Annotated in this window: 17 protein-coding genes; 5 read left to right on the top strand and 12 right to left on the bottom strand. The window is 42.0% G+C overall.

What is annotated here, in order from left to right; all coding sequences use genetic code 11:
* Positions 1–977: 977 nt before the first annotated feature.
* The 4 genes from ACZW67_RS12720 (at position 978) to ACZW67_RS12705 (ending at position 5,243) form a co-directional block, all read left to right on the top strand.
* Positions 978–1,778, top strand: coding sequence for a helix-turn-helix domain-containing protein (locus ACZW67_RS12720; protein ID WP_465183549.1), 801 nt, complete (start codon positions 978–980; stop codon positions 1,776–1,778).
* 378 nt (positions 1,779–2,156) lie between these two features.
* Entirely contained in the window at positions 2,157–3,305 is a 1,149-nt protein-coding gene (locus ACZW67_RS12715; RefSeq protein WP_465183548.1) for a tyramine oxidase subunit B, read from the top strand.
* Positions 3,306–3,467: 162 nt separating this feature from the next.
* On the top strand, positions 3,468–3,893 hold the full coding sequence (locus ACZW67_RS12710; RefSeq protein WP_298809927.1) for a Rid family hydrolase: 426 nt from the start codon (positions 3,468–3,470) through the stop codon (positions 3,891–3,893).
* Between the two features lie 51 nt (positions 3,894–3,944).
* Entirely contained in the window at positions 3,945–5,243 is a 1,299-nt protein-coding gene (locus ACZW67_RS12705; protein WP_465183547.1) for an NAD(P)/FAD-dependent oxidoreductase, read from the top strand.
* A gap of 347 nt (positions 5,244–5,590) precedes the next feature.
* Here the strand turns inward: ACZW67_RS12705 and ACZW67_RS12700 are convergent, their stop codons facing one another.
* The 12 genes from ACZW67_RS12700 to ACZW67_RS12645 all read right to left on the bottom strand — a co-directional run bounded on the left by ACZW67_RS12700 (position 5,591) and on the right by ACZW67_RS12645 (position 16,809).
* Positions 5,591–6,880: a TRAP transporter large permease gene (locus ACZW67_RS12700; RefSeq protein WP_298809934.1), complete on the bottom strand. Its 1,290-nt coding sequence runs from the start codon at positions 6,878–6,880 to the stop codon at positions 5,591–5,593.
* Complete coding sequence (locus ACZW67_RS12695) at positions 6,877–7,404, bottom strand: TRAP transporter small permease (protein ID WP_298809937.1); 528 nt, start codon at positions 7,402–7,404, stop codon at positions 6,877–6,879. The genes ACZW67_RS12700 and ACZW67_RS12695 overlap by 4 nt, the downstream gene beginning before the upstream one ends.
* Positions 7,405–7,420: 16 nt before the next feature.
* Entirely contained in the window at positions 7,421–8,479 is a 1,059-nt protein-coding gene (locus tag ACZW67_RS12690; RefSeq protein WP_465183546.1) for a TRAP transporter substrate-binding protein, read from the bottom strand.
* A gap of 83 nt (positions 8,480–8,562) precedes the next feature.
* Positions 8,563–9,489: a flavin reductase family protein gene (locus ACZW67_RS12685; protein WP_298809945.1), complete on the bottom strand. Its 927-nt coding sequence runs from the start codon at positions 9,487–9,489 to the stop codon at positions 8,563–8,565.
* A gap of 137 nt (positions 9,490–9,626) precedes the next feature.
* Positions 9,627–10,580, bottom strand: a complete 954-nt coding sequence (locus ACZW67_RS12680; RefSeq protein WP_465183545.1) for a PDR/VanB family oxidoreductase — start codon at positions 10,578–10,580, stop codon at positions 9,627–9,629.
* A 368-nt stretch (positions 10,581–10,948) separates the two neighbouring features.
* Complete coding sequence (locus ACZW67_RS12675; protein ID WP_465183544.1) at positions 10,949–11,692, bottom strand: SDR family NAD(P)-dependent oxidoreductase; 744 nt, start codon at positions 11,690–11,692, stop codon at positions 10,949–10,951.
* Between the two features lie 30 nt (positions 11,693–11,722).
* A complete protein-coding gene (locus tag ACZW67_RS12670) occupies positions 11,723–12,199 on the bottom strand; it encodes an aromatic-ring-hydroxylating dioxygenase subunit beta (RefSeq protein WP_298809954.1) in 477 nt (158 codons plus the stop codon).
* A gap of 2 nt (positions 12,200–12,201) precedes the next feature.
* Complete coding sequence (locus ACZW67_RS12665) at positions 12,202–13,485, bottom strand: aromatic ring-hydroxylating oxygenase subunit alpha (protein WP_465183543.1); 1,284 nt, start codon at positions 13,483–13,485, stop codon at positions 12,202–12,204.
* 40 nt (positions 13,486–13,525) lie between these two features.
* Positions 13,526–14,044, bottom strand: coding sequence for a nuclear transport factor 2 family protein (locus ACZW67_RS12660; RefSeq protein WP_465183542.1), 519 nt, complete (start codon positions 14,042–14,044; stop codon positions 13,526–13,528).
* Positions 14,045–14,071: 27 nt separating this feature from the next.
* Complete coding sequence (locus tag ACZW67_RS12655; RefSeq protein WP_465183541.1) at positions 14,072–14,431, bottom strand: IacB protein; 360 nt, start codon at positions 14,429–14,431, stop codon at positions 14,072–14,074.
* Between the two features lie 54 nt (positions 14,432–14,485).
* Positions 14,486–15,622, bottom strand: coding sequence for an acyl-CoA dehydrogenase family protein (locus ACZW67_RS12650; RefSeq protein WP_465183540.1), 1,137 nt, complete (start codon positions 15,620–15,622; stop codon positions 14,486–14,488).
* A 65-nt stretch (positions 15,623–15,687) separates the two neighbouring features.
* A complete protein-coding gene (locus ACZW67_RS12645) occupies positions 15,688–16,809 on the bottom strand; it encodes an amidase (protein ID WP_465183539.1) in 1,122 nt (373 codons plus the stop codon).
* A gap of 128 nt (positions 16,810–16,937) precedes the next feature.
* Between ACZW67_RS12645 and ACZW67_RS12640 the strand changes: the two genes are divergently transcribed.
* A partial coding sequence (locus ACZW67_RS12640; protein WP_465183538.1) for a MarR family winged helix-turn-helix transcriptional regulator occupies positions 16,938–17,364 on the top strand: 427 nt, incomplete at its 3' end.

The following is a 17,364-nucleotide window of genomic DNA, read 5'->3' as shown; positions in this document are numbered from 1 at the left end:
ATTTTTTTCACTTTATTTTAATTATCTACAATAGTTGATAATATTTTTTAGGATTATTTCTCGCTTTGATAGCCGGAATAAAAACGTGATAAACCTAAAAAAATGTGAATATATTGAACGATTTTTTGATAAAAATATTGCTGTCGTTAACTCACCGAAAAGGCTGCAAATGAGATTAGTATTACCATTCAATTCTTCTAAATAGAATGAAATTCTGGATTTAAAAACAATAAGCCAGTCAGAATTTTTTGTTTTCATATTATTCCAAGTAAACCCTATTGGTTTACACGGTAAGCCACGTTATTAGACATGTTTGCGGAATTAATGTTGTAGTCATAATCATTGATATATTGTGTTCATGCTCTATTGTAAATCCTGTATTAATAGCCAACGTTAGCAAGATTAAACCAGAACCAATATAGTCATTACCTACTGCAGCAAGGCATAACTTGTTTTTGATGAGGTATTCATAGATACAAATCAGAGAATATGGCTTGACTGGTGCAAAGGATTTCTTGTCCCAAATCTAAGTAAGAGATAGTTGATTATTATAAATAATGATAGATTCTGTAAGCGCAGATGCAGATGAAAACTACTGAGTAAAGATGGGGTTGGCACTCTTTATTGGTCTATCTACAATTCCAACCTAAATATTTAGCCAGGACAAAACGGTGTGAAATTTTAGTTTAGTAAATGAGTAGTGCCACATAATACCGATATAAGTAAACAACTTTTGTTTACTTTTTTGTAGTGATTAGGGACGAGATAGATAATTGGTTTGACATTGATTTTTTCTTTCTAGTCTTAGACTGAATCTAGTTAGATGTAGATGATAGAAAAGTAAAGCTAACCCTGAATTTGTATAACACAAACTTTTAAAACTGAAAAACACCATTAACCATGTGACAGCTTTTATTTGTTTACATTAAACGTTACTGTACTTTCCATATATGTATGACCATAGATAAGGATATCTCATGAATACACATTTGATTAGACCCATCCAGCCATATTTCATGCTATATGCACAGAATAGTTATCAGAAAAAACAGGTCAATCGTGATGGTATCTCACATTTTTATTGTTTTACTTTAGACCAAGCAGCGATGGCGGTTAACGTTGTACCCGATGGCAGTATTGATATTATTATCAAATTACATGATGACAAGCCCGAAGCATGGGTATGTGGTAGCTCAAGAATACTAGGCAGCACTTTTATTGAAAAAGAATGTTCTTACTTTGGTGTTCGTTATCAAATCGGTATGATGCCTGATTTTTTATCTATCAAACCAAAGGACATTGTTGATCAGACCGTACCTCTACAAAGTATTTCGCCACTAGCTACGCAGCTACTTGCAAGGCTTGCTGAGTGTCACACATTTGAGCAACAGATAACCGCTTTTCAGCAAGTGTGTGTGCATCGACAGCGCTTAGTAGAATCCTCTGATTTATCGCAAACGTTAATCAAACTGATGCTACAGCACCGCGGTAATATCAGCGTTGCTGAGCTAAGCCAACAAAGTGGTTACTCCGTCCGAACTATCAGCAGTTCATTTAACAACTATTACGGTTTATCGCCAAAAGCATTTAACCTCATTTTGAGATATCAACAAGTATTAGATCAATTGATGCAAAGTAATGGCGAGCGTTTGATAGATCTGGCAACAGATATGGGCTACTCAGATCAGTCTCACTTATGCCGACAATTTAAGCGATACAACGGCCAAGGTCCAAAAGAATTTCAGAATATTTTAAAGCAGTATAGTTATAAAGCCTAGCCACTGCTTCACTCCTCCACTTAAGCTATTTTGAATGTTCACGATACTGTTTACATCGTGATTTTTATCTGAATACCCTTTTGCACTCTTTTTTCTTTATTTTGCCTTTTTTGCATCATGTAAGACTATTTATTCTGTTTGAGCTTTACTTTGCAAAGTCATCACACTGACTACCCCTAAGCCCTTATTTTAGAGGTTTTTTTAAACCTGTCGCCATACATCTCCTTACACTAACTTCTCGTTGTTTTGTCCTGTTACTCTGAAGAAAGCCATCTTATATTTATGCGCTACTTCCGATTTGTTCTATGCATGGTTTTTATAATATGTAAATATTAAATGGTCACCAACATTACAGACCAATAAGGACATAAAGACACCATGACAAAGGAAAATGTGAGTACCCAGATAGATTTTATCTACCTATCAGAACCAGACATGATCGCTGCTGGTGTGACCGATATGGCACAGTGCGTAGATACCATGGAAGAGATGTTCATCCTATTACAAAAGGGTGACTATCGTATGGCCGGCCCCAATAGTGACTCTCATGGCGCTATGATTACTTTCCCTGAGGAATCCCCTTTTTCAACCATGCCTAAACCAACAGCAGATCGTCGCTTAATGGCGATGCCAGCTTACCTTGGTGGTGACTTTCAGACTTGCGGTGTGAAATGGTATGGCTCAAACATTGCCAATCGCGAAATAGGCTTACCACGCTCTATTTTGATGTTCACATTGACCGATGTCGTTACTTCAGCACCATTAGCATACATGTCAGCTAACCTATTATCAGCCTATCGAACAGGTGCAGTCCCTGGTGTGGGGGCACGCCACCTCGCGCGTAAAGACTCAAAAGTGATTGGGCTTTTAGGGCCAGGCGTCATGGGTAAAACAACAGTTGCCTCTTTTATGGCAGCTTGTCCAGACGTTGATACCATCAAAATAAAAGGACGTGGCCAGGCAAGTTTGGACAGCTTTACGGCATGGCTCGCTGAAACCTTTCCTCAGATTGTTAACGTCAAAATCGTCGACTCTGTTGAAGAGGTCGTTCGAGGATCTGATCTGGTGACCTATTGTAATTCAGGCGAGGTGGGCGATCCATCGACCTACCCAATCGTTAAACGCGAATGGGTGAAACCTGGTGCCTTTTTAGCCATGCCAGCAAGCTGTAGTTTGGATGAAGGCATGAGTGGCAAAGACGTACGTAAAGTCATGGACAGTATCGGTTTGTACACTGCTTGGTACGAAGAAGTGCCTAAACCTGCCCATAACCACATACCCTTGGTAGGTATGCGCTTTATGGATATGATTGAACAAGGCTCAATGACCATGGATCAGCTTGAAGATCTTGGTGAAATTGTTGCTGGTGTCACCCCTGCTCGCCAAAATGATGAAGAAATCATGGTGATGTCTGTTGGTGGTATGCCAGTTGAAGATGTGGCTTGGGCCACCGTCGTATATCGTAACGCGATCGAAAAAGGTATTGGTGTGAAACTCAACTTATGGGATACCCCAGTACTACGTTAAACAACACGCTTTAATAACAATAATAGCTGACTAAAATCCCTTGACCAAAATACATTGATAAGTGCTTATAACACGGCAATGTGACTATTTTAGTCAGTTATCTATTTATCATCCCTATATTTATAAAACATCCATCCACTAACATCAAATAAGAGAACTCACATGACAAAAGTTACCAAATTAAAAACAGGTTCAGTATTAGAAGAAAAAAGCAGTTATTCACGCTTGGTTTGTGTCGACAACCTGATTTTTGTGTCTAATACGGCAGGCCGTTGTCCAGAAACCAAAGAGATTGCTGAAGACTTAGAAGAACAAACGCTACAAGTATTCGCCAATATCGAACGTGCACTTAACGCGGTAGACTCGTCATTAGCTGACGTTGTCATGACACGTGTATTTATCCAAGACCCCAAAGATGCCATGGTTGTTATGGGAATCTTTGGTGAAAAATTCAAAGGTGTTGATCCTGCCACTACTGTCAGCTGCCCACCACTAAGCTCTAGTGTCTACAAAGTAGAAATAGAAGTAACGGCATATAAAGGCGCATCAACTGCAGAAAACGTGACCATTAACATTGGTCAACAATAAGCCACCTGCACAGGCCGTATATAACATTAATCAGCAAGGAGTACGGTTCCAATGGCACCTATCATAAAACCAATTGTCAATCTTGCAACTGAATTGCCAAAGAAAACGACAGTTGTCATTATTGGTGGCGGTATTGTTGGATTAACTGCCGCGTTAACCCTTACCGAGCGAGGCGTACCAGTAGTAGTACTAGAAAAAGGCCGTTTTGTTGGTGAGCAGTCGTCACGTAATCTAGGCTGGGTACGTAAAACGAGCCGTGCCGAAAATGATGTGCCACTAGCAGTAGAGTCCGATAGATTGTGGGCTGGTATGAATGAGCGTGTCGGTGCTGATGTGGGTTATCGCCAATCAGGTATTATGTTTTTAGGTAAAACTGACACTGATATAGCAGGGTACGAGAATTGGTTAAAATCAATCGATCATTTGAAGCTTGGCTCAAAGCTACTCACACCAAGCCAAATAGATGAGCTAGTACCCAATGGTATCGGTGATTGGAAAGGTGCTCTATATACACCATCTGATGGTCGTGCCGAACCCGAACTTGCTGCCAGTGCTATTGCCAATGCTGCCCAAAGGAAAGGCGCGATATTGATTGAAAATTGTTCGGCACGCACATTAATGACAACAGCAGGCCGTGTCTCAGGTGTGATTACAGAGCATGGTGAGATTCAATGCGACAATGTATTACTGGCTTCTGGTGCGTGGTCACGTCGTTTCTTAGGTAATATGGGAATACACTTCCCTACACTACCTTTGTTTTTGTCAGTATTTAAAACCAAGCCGTTACCGCATATTCCTATCGATATAGCGGTGGGCGCTCCTAATTTTTCTTTCCGCAAACACATCGATGGTAGTTTTATCATGATGCAACGTGGTGCGTTAGATGCACCATTGACCATTGACCACCTAAAAATTGGCACACAGTTTTTAGGGGCACTTAAACATGGTAAAGATATGATGCATATACGCCTGAACCGTTTTTTTATAGAAGACTGGAAACTGGGTCGCCGCTGGACAAAAGATGAAATAAGCCCCTTTGAAAAAGTACGTACCTTCAATCCTCCTATTAACCAAAGCTTCAATCAAGACGCGCTGAATAACCTTAGACAAGCTTGGCCTGTTTTTCAAGATGCTGAGATTGAGAATGAATGGGGCGGTGCTATTGACGTGACACCTGATTCTAACCCAGTCATTGCTAATATAGATGCAGTGCCAGGATTGACCGTTGCCATCGGCTTTAGTGGTCATGGTTTTGGCACCTCGCCTGCCGCAGGACAATTGGCTGCCGATTTAGTAATGGATACGACGCCTTTGATTGACCCGGCGCCTTATCGATTCTCACGTTTTTAGTTTTTCACTTTTTAATACTATTGATATGGCCAGTTCAAGATAATTGGGATACAAGGAAGCCGAGTGAAAGTTCTACACATAGCAGGCCAAGTGAAAACTGACACCGTATCTAATCTGCCAGTAACTGACTATATTCTAAAAAATTGACTAAAAAAGGACACCTATAGGTGTCCTTTTTTAACCCATTGCTAAGAAAATCGCGGCGATTCGCATCGTTCTATGTGCTTCGCCTAAGTATCTTAAATATAATGGTACGCCTTTTGTTTTTTCAAGAAACAAAAAAAGGCCATGTTGTTATAGGAACAATATGGCCTTTGGATATAGCCTTTACTGCCTGACTATATCTGTTAGCTCAACAACACTAAAGATACTGCAGGGAAAGCGACCAAGATTACCAGTCGAATCACATCAGACACAATAAAAGGCATAACCCCTTTGAACATCTCAGAAAGTTTGATATGCGGCGCCATCGCCTTAATCACAAAGATATTCATTCCCATCGGCGGCGTAATCAGACCAAGCTCCACCGTCAACACAGCAACAATACCAAACCAAACCGGATCAAATCCCAACGCCACAATGATTGGATACACGACTGGAATGGTAATTACCAGCATCGCTAAGGCGTCCATAAACAACCCAAGCAAAAAGTACATGATGAGAATACAGATAAGAACCACCATGGGACTCACTGCTAGCGTACCAATCCAATTTGCGAGTGTATAAGACAGGCGCGATACTGAGATAAAGTAACCCAAAGCTTCGGCACCCAGTAGCATAAAAAATACTACCGCTGACAACGCAAGCGTCTCAATGAGTGATTGCTTCAGTCCTTTCATACGCATGCCTTTGGCAAACGCATAAGCCCAAGACACAAATGCGCCCACTGCTGCGCCTTCTGTTGGCGTAAATAAGCCAAAGAAGATACCCGCAATAATCACGATAAAGATAAAGCTAAAGGGTATAAGTCCGGTTAGTGATAATAGCTTGGCTTTCCAAGAAGTGGACTCACCGCGACGTGCTAAATGCGGCTTCCAACGTACCATAATCATCACGGTGATTGAATACATCACCATACCAAGCATTCCAGGCAAAAAGCCAGCAATAAACATATCGCCAACTGACTGCTGGGTTAAAATGGCATAAACCAGCAAGGCAATACTGGGTGGAATCATAATACCTAACGTGCCACCAGCGGCTAAAATACCACAGGCAAAGCCAGGTTGATAACCGTATTTCTCCATTTGCGGTAAGGCAACTTTGGTCATAGTAGAGGCAGTCGCCAGTGAAGAACCAGAAATAGAGGCAAAGATACCAGATGACCCAATACCGGCAATACCGAGACTCCCCCTAACCCCGCCAAATATAGTTCTAGTGGCATCAAAAAGCTTACCTGCCATGCCAGAATGCGTGGCAAATACCCCCATCAACACAAACAATGGAATCGCACTAAAGTCATACTTGGCTAATACATCTACTGGAATGTCTTTAAGCATTTGTACCGCAGCGCTTGGCGCAGTCACTGCACCAAAACCCACCAGACCAACTCCTAACATCGCGAGCGCTACAGGCACTCGTACAATGACCAGCAATATCATAGTAATTAAACCAATCGCACCGATAATTTCTGGACTCATGCGCCTGTCTCCTCGGCGTCAAAGAACTCGCCTGTTTTAAAGATATTGATGGATTCGATTAAAGAGCGAATGGCGAGTAATAGACTTAAGAAGGCACTAAAGGCATAAATAGGCATCATAGATACTCGAAGGTCTTGAGTGACCTTACCGTACTCTATAGCATCGAAAGCACTCTCATAAAGCCCCCACGCAAACACAATACCTAGGATAAAAAAGCCCACCATAAAGCAGCCCATCATGTAGCCTTTGATGGACTGAGGCATTTTCTGGGTGAATACATCAACGATGATTTGAGAGCGTTCGACAAAAGAGGCAAAAGCGGCCAATAATGCGAACATCATGAAATAAGAGACAATTTCGACACTGCCCTTGACGGTAAATCCAAACTCACCACCTGTGAGTTTGAATAGATAACGGGCGGTTACGTCTAGCATGGTTGTAAGCACAATAATAATAAGACTGAGACCGCCAATAAATTGACACAGTCTTGAGATAAAATTACTGGTTTTCACCAGGTATTCCATAGGTAGCTCCTCTAAGTTAGACTTTACAGGCAGCGCTAGCCGCTTGGGTTTTTTGGTAAACATCTTGCGCGTCATGACCGAGCTTAGTCACATCATCAAGATATTGTTGTGTACCTTCTAATAGAATGCCTTTCCATGCGGGATTATTAAGAGGATCTGGAATATCTGTTACTTCTTGACTTAATGCTTTAGCGTTTTTCAGTGCGATTTGATCTTCCTTATCCAATACTTCACCCACTTTTTTTGCCATGGCCATACCTGAGTTATCATCAATCACACTTTTTAAGTCATCAGGTAAGCTGTCATACTTTTGCTTATTCATCGTTACCAATGCCGCCGAACTATAAAAAGGAATATTGGTATGATATTTCACCAACTCATCAATTTTAAACGTTTCAACCGCACCCCAAGGTAAGCTTAGACCATCAATAACACCGCGCTGTAACGATGTATAAATATCATTAGAAGGCAAACCTATAGGCGATGCACCCATATTTTCCATAAGGCTGGCCGCCACTACCGAGGGATGGCGCATACGCAGGCCTTTCATATCTTCAGGTTTTTTAATAGGTTTAGTGGTTGTATGCAACACACCTGGGCCTGCACCATAGGCAAATAGTAAGTGCGAGTCTTCGTATTCACTAGCAATGGTGCCGTTGTCATATAGTGTTTGTACGATGCAGCCCATTTGTGTCGCAGAATTAGAAAGCCCTGGCAGCTCTGCTATTTGAGTCAGAGGAAAGCGACCACTGGTAAAACCATGCGCTTGAGAGCCGATATCGACAATGCCTTTGACCGTGGCATCATAGGTTGCGCCTGGTTCGCTGAGCGTGGCTGAGGGGTACAGCTCAACTTTTAGGCGACCATTAGAATCAGCTTCTATCTTTTTAGCCCAAGGTTCAAATATCTCTGTGTTCATGTTTGAGGTAGCAGGCCAATAATATGAAAACCGTAGGGTCGTCGTGTCTTGAGAGTTCGTAGACGAGCCATCGGCATTGGTATCTGCTTGGTTAGAACAACCAAGCAAACCAACCGTTGCGAGTATTGTCATTGAAAAAAATGAAGCCAATTTCATTGCTGAATCCTTTCGTTGATAATGTGAGGTCATGTTAAAAAAATGATGACACTAAGCCTGATGACATAGCATCAGGCACGGTGCTACAACATCTCCCTAGAATATAAAGTACGCAATGTATTTTTCATTTCGTTGTAGCTATCACCTTCCACACGATCGGCTAGCTCTTTTTTGTACTGCTTTTCAATCGCTAATAGTTTTTGCGCGATTTGCACACCTTCCGCAGTTAAACAGGCCGTTTGGGTATCACACTGTACATGAGCACCAATACTCTTTAATGCATCCAATAAGGCAGTTTTAGGTTGCATAACAAACTGTCCTAAGGTGTCTAAATCCAAAGGATTACCATCAGCCAAGCAAGCATAAATGCGCCATAACTCAGGGCTAACACCTGCCGCCTCATTTAGGCGATCATAAAAAACCTTGCTAAGTTGGGTATAAGAGGCTCTCAATAAATAGAGTATGTGGTCTTCTAGAAAATCATGCTGATTTAACACGTCTACTTGTTTGGTGTTTAAAACATCATAATGTGGACTGGCTTGAGCATAAGAGCCCTGAGAAAAAACGAGTGGACGGGCATTGTCGGCAATTTTATAATCAACCACTTCACCCACCATAATTAAATGATCACCGCCATCGTAAATGTTCCAGTTTTTACATTGTAATTGTGTCAATGCTTCTGGCAGTAAAGGGCTGTCGCCTAAGCCATTGGTATAGTCAACGTCGCTAAACTTATCTTGGCCACGTCCAGCAAAACGGTTAGAAAGTGGAATTTGTTGGTCACTTAAGATGTTAACTGCAAAATATTCACAGTTTTGAAAAGCCTCTAAACTATGTGCACCTTTATCAATACTCCATAAGATAAGCGCAGGGCTCACTGATACAGTATTAAAACTACTGGCAGTCACACCGATCGGCTCACCTTCTGCCGTACGGGTCGTAATGACAGTAACACCTGTCGGAAATTGGCTAAATACCTGACGCAGTTCTTTGGGATCAAAATTTGACATAACACTCTCCTGAATTTAACGAAAAAGATTCACTAAAAATAAAGGGCTTATACGCAAAGTAACGCACTAAAAAACCCTACGCTATCCATAGCAATCAAATAATTGTTTACATACCTATTAATAAAAAGCCATCACTACTAAATATCTAATACCAATGTCGATGACTTAGATCGTGAGCAACAAACGGCTATTTGATCGTTGTCAGATTTTTCATCATCAGTTAAAAATTGGTCACGGTGGTCCGGCTCACCCTCTAGTACATCGACAATACAAGTGCCGCAAATACCTTGCTCACAAGATACTTCCACCTTGATACCCGCATCGGACAATGCTTGCATAATGGTTTGAGTACTAGAGACAGAGATGGTTTTGCCGCTTTGCTCAGCAATCACGGTAAATGCTTCACCCGTACTGTCTACTTCGACACTGAAATATTCAAAATGAATATTCTTGTCTTTGAAACCTATTTCTTTCGCGCTGCCCATTATCCAGTCCATAAAACCTGATGGACCACAAGTGTAGACATGGGTACCAGCTGCCGCTTCACCAAAATCTACGGCTGGGTTTAAGCGTTGTTCGTCACCTAAATCATCGCAATGCACTTTTAATTCATCACCAAAATCGCGTTGTAACTCATCTAAAAATGCGACTTCGCTATGCGAACGGACACAGTAATGTAAGTCAAACGATTTGCCTGCCGCTTTTAGGGTATAGGCCATCGCAATCATTGGAGTAATACCAATGCCGCCGCCTGCTAAAATACTGTGATCAGCGGTCATATCAAGTGGAAACAAGTTACTGGGTTCAGTGATAGTGACCGTGTCACCCGCCTTTAATTGCTCATGAATCGCAATAGAACCACCGCGTGACTTAGGATCTTTTAATATACCTAAACGATAAAATGCGGTTTCGTCTGGTGCACTGCAAAGCGAGTATTGACGAATGGTGTCATCATTTACATGAACTGCAATATGCGCCCCTGCACTAAAAGCAGGTAATGGTGAACCATCTACATTGGTCAAGGTAAGTGACACCACATCGGAGGACATCATTTGTCTTTCGGTAATGGTTACATTAAGTAAGTTATTCATAATTGATTAAGTCCTGTCATAAATTTGATTGAAGGGTTAAGAATTTTCTGCCTACGCCAATCTCCAATCACACAGCATGCAGAAATCGTGGCTTTTAACGGGTGGTCATTTTTAACAAAGCATTATTTTTAACAACATTGAACGGTGTTTAACAAACTGTGGCTTTTAATAACGACCCATTTTTAACCATTGGCAGTATTTAATCATTTGTTGCTTTTTAACAGTTGCTAGCACTTGAGAGTCGCTGGCTTTTAAAAAATGTGCTTTAAACCAATCGCTATTTTGGCAATATGGACATTCAAACTGTCGCGATTATTAGACAATCCTATTGCCGTACTGCCAAAATATCAGGTGCATATCAGTAGCGTTTAACGCATTGATAAACCACCATTGGCATCCCATGTCGCGCCTGTCACACCAAAGGCATTACGGTCTACTAACTGTGACACCATCGATCCGATAAAGTCAGGGCTACCCAACGCTTTCACCGGAATGACGTTTTCCAATAAGTGAGCAAGTCTTTCAGGTGATACCAACTCATGTACAATTGGTAAATCCATAGGGCCTGGGGCCACGGCGTTTACCGTTACGCCTTTTGCCGCTAAATTACTGGCAAACACTTTAGTCATAGTGATGATGCCACCTTTGCTAGAGGCATAATGCACCCCTGCCGCGGCGCCACCATTTTGACCAGCTAATGACGTCATGTTGACGATACGGCCGTAGTTTTTATCGGCAAAATAGGCACCGAAAACTTGGCAACCAAATAATGTACCGCGTAAATTAATGCTCAACACCTTATCGAACTCTTCGGCCGTCACATCCATTACTGGTGTGGTTAAGGTGAGTGCTGCATTGTTAACCAAACCTTGCACCTGCCCAAAATGCGCTTCGATATCGATTAATGCTTGTTCGAAATCTGCTTTTTGGGTCACATCTAATTTAAAGCCAGCAGCAATATCTGTACTGCTGCTTACTCTAGTGGCGGCTTCTACGGCTTTTTCTTTATTAACGTCGGTAATTGCGACACAAAAACCGTTAGCGATCAAAGCCTTGGCGATACACTCGCCTAGACCTTGACCAGCACCTGTTATTACGATGACATCTTTCATAAGTACACTCTCTTAACAGATACCGATGGATTAAAGGATGTAGCTGATGGTGCGTAGGTAGTCTTCTGCATTAATCAGCTTGACTACTTTTTGCTTGATAACAAAGCTGTCACCGTTAGGTACAAGTTTGTAGTCAATATTTGCGACATATTGCTTAAGAACACCAAGACGGCTTTCGTTAATCAATAAGGCACAGCGAGCCTCAATGATATTATTTTCGGTCTCATTCACTCGTAAACGAGACGTCAAACGAATGGTACCGCCATTGCTTTCAACCGATACAGATTCGCCACTCATCAAACGTGCCACGCGCATTCTACGCATGTCAGCATCATCATAAGCATAGTTCAAACGACTCACGTAATCGTCATCTGAGGTATCAATTGGCACCACATACACACCGTCGGCTTGCCACAAAGGCAACCACTGATCGTATTGCTTGGCATCTAACAAATCATTTTCGTAGTCAATAAATGCCGAAACGCTAACGTATATATCGTTACTCATCATTATTCTCCCTGTTCCCATTCGCCCATCATTTTTGCCCACTGCTTATAAGCCGCTTTCATACCGACTTCTGAACACACGGTGCTATAGTCATTGCCGAGCTCATTTTGCTTGACCATTTCTTGACCACGGTTCACTAAAATCCATTCGTTGGTGCCGCTTTGCGAGCCTTTTTGAACACGTTCCCATGCTTCAGAATCATCTGGCGTACCGAAACCCATTGGGCCTTGGAAATGCTCATGCAAACGAATACGGGCTTTGTTAAAGGTATCTGGTGCGCCATCACCACCGATAGCGATATGTTGAATTTCAGTTTCATTAACAGCGATAGGTGCTAATACACGGAAGAAAGCCATTGAACACGCCACGTTCGGGAATAGGTTTAAGTTAAACCCTGAGCCCGCTGCGGCACGAACCAATTTACGAACTTTCTCATCGCTATGGCCTTCAGCGGTTAACTCTGCCGCCAGTGCTTCAAAACGCTTAGGAATTGGGTCGTCTAAGTTTTCTTCTAAATCTACTAACTCAGGAATCATCACCATCACACTGTGACCATTACCCAAATCCTCTACAAAACCGTCACCTTCCAAAAAGTCGAAAATCTCTGCAGTATCACCATCTAATGATGAGATAAACGATTTATGAATGATTGGAAAATGGTAGGCATCAGTCGTATTTTCTAGCTGAATTTTCCAGTTTCCTGGGAAGCGAAAACGGTGCTCACCCAACGTTTTGATTGGATAGCCACCACCTTGTTTGATAAACAAGTCAATCCATTTTTTCGCACCACCTAAAAAGTCTTCTAGCGGTTCGATATCATTATTAAAAGTAGCAAAAATCAAACCTTGATAAGATTCCATGCGTAAGCTGATAAGTGGCAGATTTTCTTTCTCAATCACACCCTCATAAGGACCCGCAATTGGTATAGCGCGTAACGTACCGTCTTGTCCATAACCCCAACCATGGTAAGGGCATACAAAACTGCGCGCATTACCTTTGTGTTTCTCACAAATGGTTGCACCGCGATGACGGCAACGGTTTACCAATACATGGATATCCATTTTTCTGTCACGTGATACGATGACTGAATGGCGACCGATACGGGCCGTTTTATAATCGCCTTTTTTTGATATCTCACTCTCATGGCCGACCCATACCCAAGTATTGTCAAAAATTGCATCCATTTCTTTGTCGAATACTTGCTCATCTGTGTACATCTCAGACAATACTTTATCGCCTTCAGGGGCTACTAATTGACTGACTGGAATACGTTTTTCATTTAACATATCTGGCTCTCCTTGAACTTTTTTATTTGTCATTTCATGATTATTTTGGGGTGGGCAATTCCTTATCCACGTCCCAAGGGGTATCAACAGGGCGATTAAACAGGCTTTCAGTCTGGAAGTGTTTAATTTTCCATTGTTCGTTTTCAAGCATAAAGCTTACGGTCAATCTGGCACTACTCAACTGCGAGCGCCCATCATGAAAGGTTGCGGTTTGAAGCAGTAGCCATGTGCCTTCTGCAGTTTGCTCTGATACGGTAATAAACTCATTGGTCAAAAAATGCGAGTTAAAAACAAAGTGTGCGGGCGGTAATGTGTATTTTTCAAACATTTTCGCAATGGCGTCTTTTCCTTCATACGCCCCAAATGTCTTTGCATAACGCTTACCCACACCTTGCCAAACCGCATCTGATGTGAACAAATCCATCAGTAACGACAAATCAAAGCCCATGTCTAGCACATCACACAACGACATATAACGTTGCATACAAGCACGGACTTCTTTTTCTTGCTCTAACACCCAAATGCGTTTGCTTAGGCTGGCTACTGTTTCTGTTGTCATAATAATGCCTATATAGTTAAGAGAAGCTTATTCAGGAACGACTAACTCACGGCCGATACGTGCTTCGACTTTGCAATATTTCCAAAGCTTATAAGTACCATCGCCCACTGGAATGGTTCTGAAGAAGTTACAAGCAGCAATGATGGTTTCGATATCAGGCACGTCAGCCATGATATAAGCCATCCATGGTGCAGCATTAGCAGCACCGACTTGTAATCTATCGTCGTCCATAATGCCTAAAATGTTGACGCCTGGTAGCTCATCGACGTTTTGCATCATTTGGCTGAATGCTTGCCAAACATCTTTCATCTCGGCAGCTGGTGCGTCCATAAAGTTTTGGTTGATACCGATACAAAACAAGACGCGGTGTGAATCTAACTTTTCCATTGAAATATCCTTTTTTAGAGTGGTTGTACGTTTAAAGAAACCTTAAACGTTGGGTTATAAATATCCTGGGTATGGTGCGTGATCAAATGCCATCGCACCTGCATTTCTAAAGGTAATTTCACCCATAAATGCATGCTGTGCTACAAGTGAAGAATCTCTATAAATACGGGTCATTGCATGGCTATTTTGGGCACTCGTCATACCCATTAGTTTATATACGGTGCGTATGACTTCTACACATTCATGCGTCAAATGCGAGCTAGACAATCGTAATAGGTTAATCTGTGCATCACTGGGCTCATCGCCTGCCATAATAGTTGCCCAAACATCATCGGTTGCTTGATAGAAAAAAGCTTTGCAAGCATGTATTTTTGCTTCTGCTTTACCGATAGCAATTTGCACATATTCACGCTCACCAAGGTTTGGCGCGCCAGTAACAGACTTACGGCCACGTGCCTCACCAGTAATAATATTTAGCGCTTCACGGGCCAAGCCCAATGTGGTGACTGCCAATACTTGGGTGGCTAAAGATAAAGATGGATACTTAAACAGTGGCTCAGTCAAACTGAGACTACCACCACGTACAAAGGTCCATTCTTTAGGTACGGTCACATTGTCTGAAACCACATCATGGCTGCCTGTGGCACGCATGCCAATCATGTCCCATGTTTCATCAATGGTTACTTGTTCTGCTGGCATAACAGCCATGCGTGGTAACGCACCTTCTGTTTCAGGTTTGATACCGACACCGATTAATGATGCGCCTTTACAACCACTGGCAAACTTCCAGCGACCAGAAACAATATAGCTGTAGTCTTGTTCTTGAGCAGGGCTCATAGGAAAGATAGCACCGGCAAATACCACGTCAGGCGTTTCGGCCCATACTTTATCGATAGTTTCTAAAGGCAAACCACCTAAATAGAAAGGGTTCATACCAAAGCTGGCAACCCAACCTGCTGACCCATCAGCCATAGAAATGGTTTCGATGAGGCTTAGAAAGTCTGTAGGGCTACGTTCATCACCGCCAAAACGCTTTGGTACAAACGCACGGTATACGCCAATTTCTTTGAAACGTTCAATAATATCTTGGTCAATATGACGCTGTGCTTCAAAGTCATCAGCACGCTGGCGAATATCGCTAAGTAGCTCATTCAGTTTTGGATGGTCGATAAGGGGTTTTAGATCTTTCATAGAAATTCCTTTTTCATGTAAATGTTAGTAGTTTGTGAATATAAAATCGATTGTTGTAAAATAAGCTATTGTGAGCATGATGCGGCCAAGCACTCAGCCACTGCACATAAAAATGCATCATCACCTTTGCGACCAACCAACTGTAAGCTAATGGGTAAATCAAAGTCAGAATCACACGGTATGGCGTAAGCTGGGTGACCAGACAAGTTGAATGGGCGTACCAGTTTAGAGATGGTCAGATCGTTTTTTCCCGCTACCACTTGCTCTAACGTCATAGGAAAATGCGGGAGAGTTGGCATGACCAACACGCGAGTATCTTCTAACACCTCATCTACTTGCGCTATAAATTCGGCTCGGATTGTTTCAGCCTCTAACACAGCCTCATCGGTGGTATGGCTCGCTTTTTCGAGACGAGTGGCCACATCTTGACCCAACTTACCTGTCTCGTAAAAATCCTTGCAGGCAAGCCATGTCTCACGGTTAATGATAGTAAGCCCTGCCTGAAATGCCTTGTCTAAATCTGGAAGTTGTACGGGCTTTAGCTCAATCGATGAACAGTCAGTCAACACATTCTTAATAGTGCTGTTGATACGTTCGTCTGAATCCGTCTCTAACCAGCCCAGCGTTAACGTTTCTTGCTGTAGTGTCAGCACTTCAAACTCAGGTGAAATCGCTTTCATGGTTTTGGTGATGAGCTCAGGCGTTTTTGCAAAGACACCCACACAGTCTAATGATGATTCGATAGGCCAAACACCCTCTCGGCTCACCAAACCAAAAGTAGGTTTAAATCCGTAAACACCGCAGCAAGCAGCAGGCATACGTACTGAACCGCCTGTGTCGGTACCAATCGCTACATCAACTTTACCGCTCGCCACTGCCGTTGCAGAACCGCTCGATGAGCCTCCAGGAATCAAATTAGGATATAATGGATTGACTGGTGTACCATAACTGCGGTTAATCCCTGTCATACCAAAAGCAAGCTCATGCATGACCGTTTTTCCGATAATAGAAAAATGATTTGTCTTAAGGTGTTGAACAATGATGGCATCTTTTTCGGCAGGCAAAACACTAGAGCAGGCATCACTACCCAATTGGGTAGCAGTTCCGATAACGTCAATACTGTCTTTTATCGCAACCGTTAGTTGATTGGTATCTGATAATGGGAACATCACTGTAAAATCATTCATTTCAAATCCTTTCAAATTCATAGCTTGATTAAAAGTATCGTTAAATTTAGTTGAAATGTCAAATACTTTGACTAAATTTATTTTCACATCTACAATAAAATTAAAAATACAGCCTTAGGAAACAAAAAATGCAAACAGAAAAATCACCCTATCTTCCAAATAGTAAAAAATTTAATTATCGTCAATACCCTTTTTACTGGGTGGCTCGCGTAGAGTCTTTATATAATCAAGAAATGGAAAAAACGCTAAAACCGGTTGGCATGGATTCATCACGCTGGCGAGTCGGATTACTGTTAAGAGAACATGAAACGCTAGCCATTTCAGAGATTTCTAACGAAGCATTAATGAAGATCCCAACGACTACCAAAATCGTTCAACGCATGGAAAAAGAAGGTTTGGTCAAGGTTTTTAAACAAGAAAGTGATGGACGAGTGAGACTGGTGAGATTGACCGAACAAGGCAAATCTCAGGTAGAAATGATTGTTAAGAAAACCGCACCGATGTTTGAAAATCTGTTTTCTAAGTTTTCAGTAGAAGAACTTGAAACGTTTCTTA

The organism is Psychrobacter sp. TPE 89C, assembly GCF_055522395.1.
This window is presented reverse-complemented; position numbering and strand designations above follow the sequence as displayed.

Bases quoted from the DNA above. Each gene is read 5' to 3' on its own strand.
- ACZW67_RS12720 (WP_465183549.1), top strand. From the start codon at position 978: ATGAATACACATTTGATTAGACCCATCCAGCCATATTTCATGCTATAT.
- ACZW67_RS12715 (WP_465183548.1), top strand. From the start codon at position 2,157: ATGACAAAGGAAAATGTGAGTACCCAGATAGATTTTATCTACCTATCA.
- ACZW67_RS12710 (WP_298809927.1), top strand. From the start codon at position 3,468: ATGACAAAAGTTACCAAATTAAAAACAGGTTCAGTATTAGAAGAAAAA.
- ACZW67_RS12705 (WP_465183547.1), top strand. From the start codon at position 3,945: ATGGCACCTATCATAAAACCAATTGTCAATCTTGCAACTGAATTGCCA.
- ACZW67_RS12700 (WP_298809934.1), bottom strand. From the start codon at position 6,880: ATGAGTCCAGAAATTATCGGTGCGATTGGTTTAATTACTATGATATTG.
- ACZW67_RS12695 (WP_298809937.1), bottom strand. From the start codon at position 7,404: ATGGAATACCTGGTGAAAACCAGTAATTTTATCTCAAGACTGTGTCAA.
- ACZW67_RS12690 (WP_465183546.1), bottom strand. From the start codon at position 8,479: ATGAAATTGGCTTCATTTTTTTCAATGACAATACTCGCAACGGTTGGT.
- ACZW67_RS12685 (WP_298809945.1), bottom strand. From the start codon at position 9,489: ATGTCAAATTTTGATCCCAAAGAACTGCGTCAGGTATTTAGCCAATTT.
- ACZW67_RS12680 (WP_465183545.1), bottom strand. From the start codon at position 10,580: ATGAATAACTTACTTAATGTAACCATTACCGAAAGACAAATGATGTCC.
- ACZW67_RS12675 (WP_465183544.1), bottom strand. From the start codon at position 11,692: ATGAAAGATGTCATCGTAATAACAGGTGCTGGTCAAGGTCTAGGCGAG.
- ACZW67_RS12670 (WP_298809954.1), bottom strand. From the start codon at position 12,199: ATGAGTAACGATATATACGTTAGCGTTTCGGCATTTATTGACTACGAA.
- ACZW67_RS12665 (WP_465183543.1), bottom strand. From the start codon at position 13,485: ATGTTAAATGAAAAACGTATTCCAGTCAGTCAATTAGTAGCCCCTGAA.
- ACZW67_RS12660 (WP_465183542.1), bottom strand. From the start codon at position 14,044: ATGACAACAGAAACAGTAGCCAGCCTAAGCAAACGCATTTGGGTGTTA.
- ACZW67_RS12655 (WP_465183541.1), bottom strand. From the start codon at position 14,431: ATGGAAAAGTTAGATTCACACCGCGTCTTGTTTTGTATCGGTATCAAC.
- ACZW67_RS12650 (WP_465183540.1), bottom strand. From the start codon at position 15,622: ATGAAAGATCTAAAACCCCTTATCGACCATCCAAAACTGAATGAGCTA.
- ACZW67_RS12645 (WP_465183539.1), bottom strand. From the start codon at position 16,809: ATGAATGATTTTACAGTGATGTTCCCATTATCAGATACCAATCAACTA.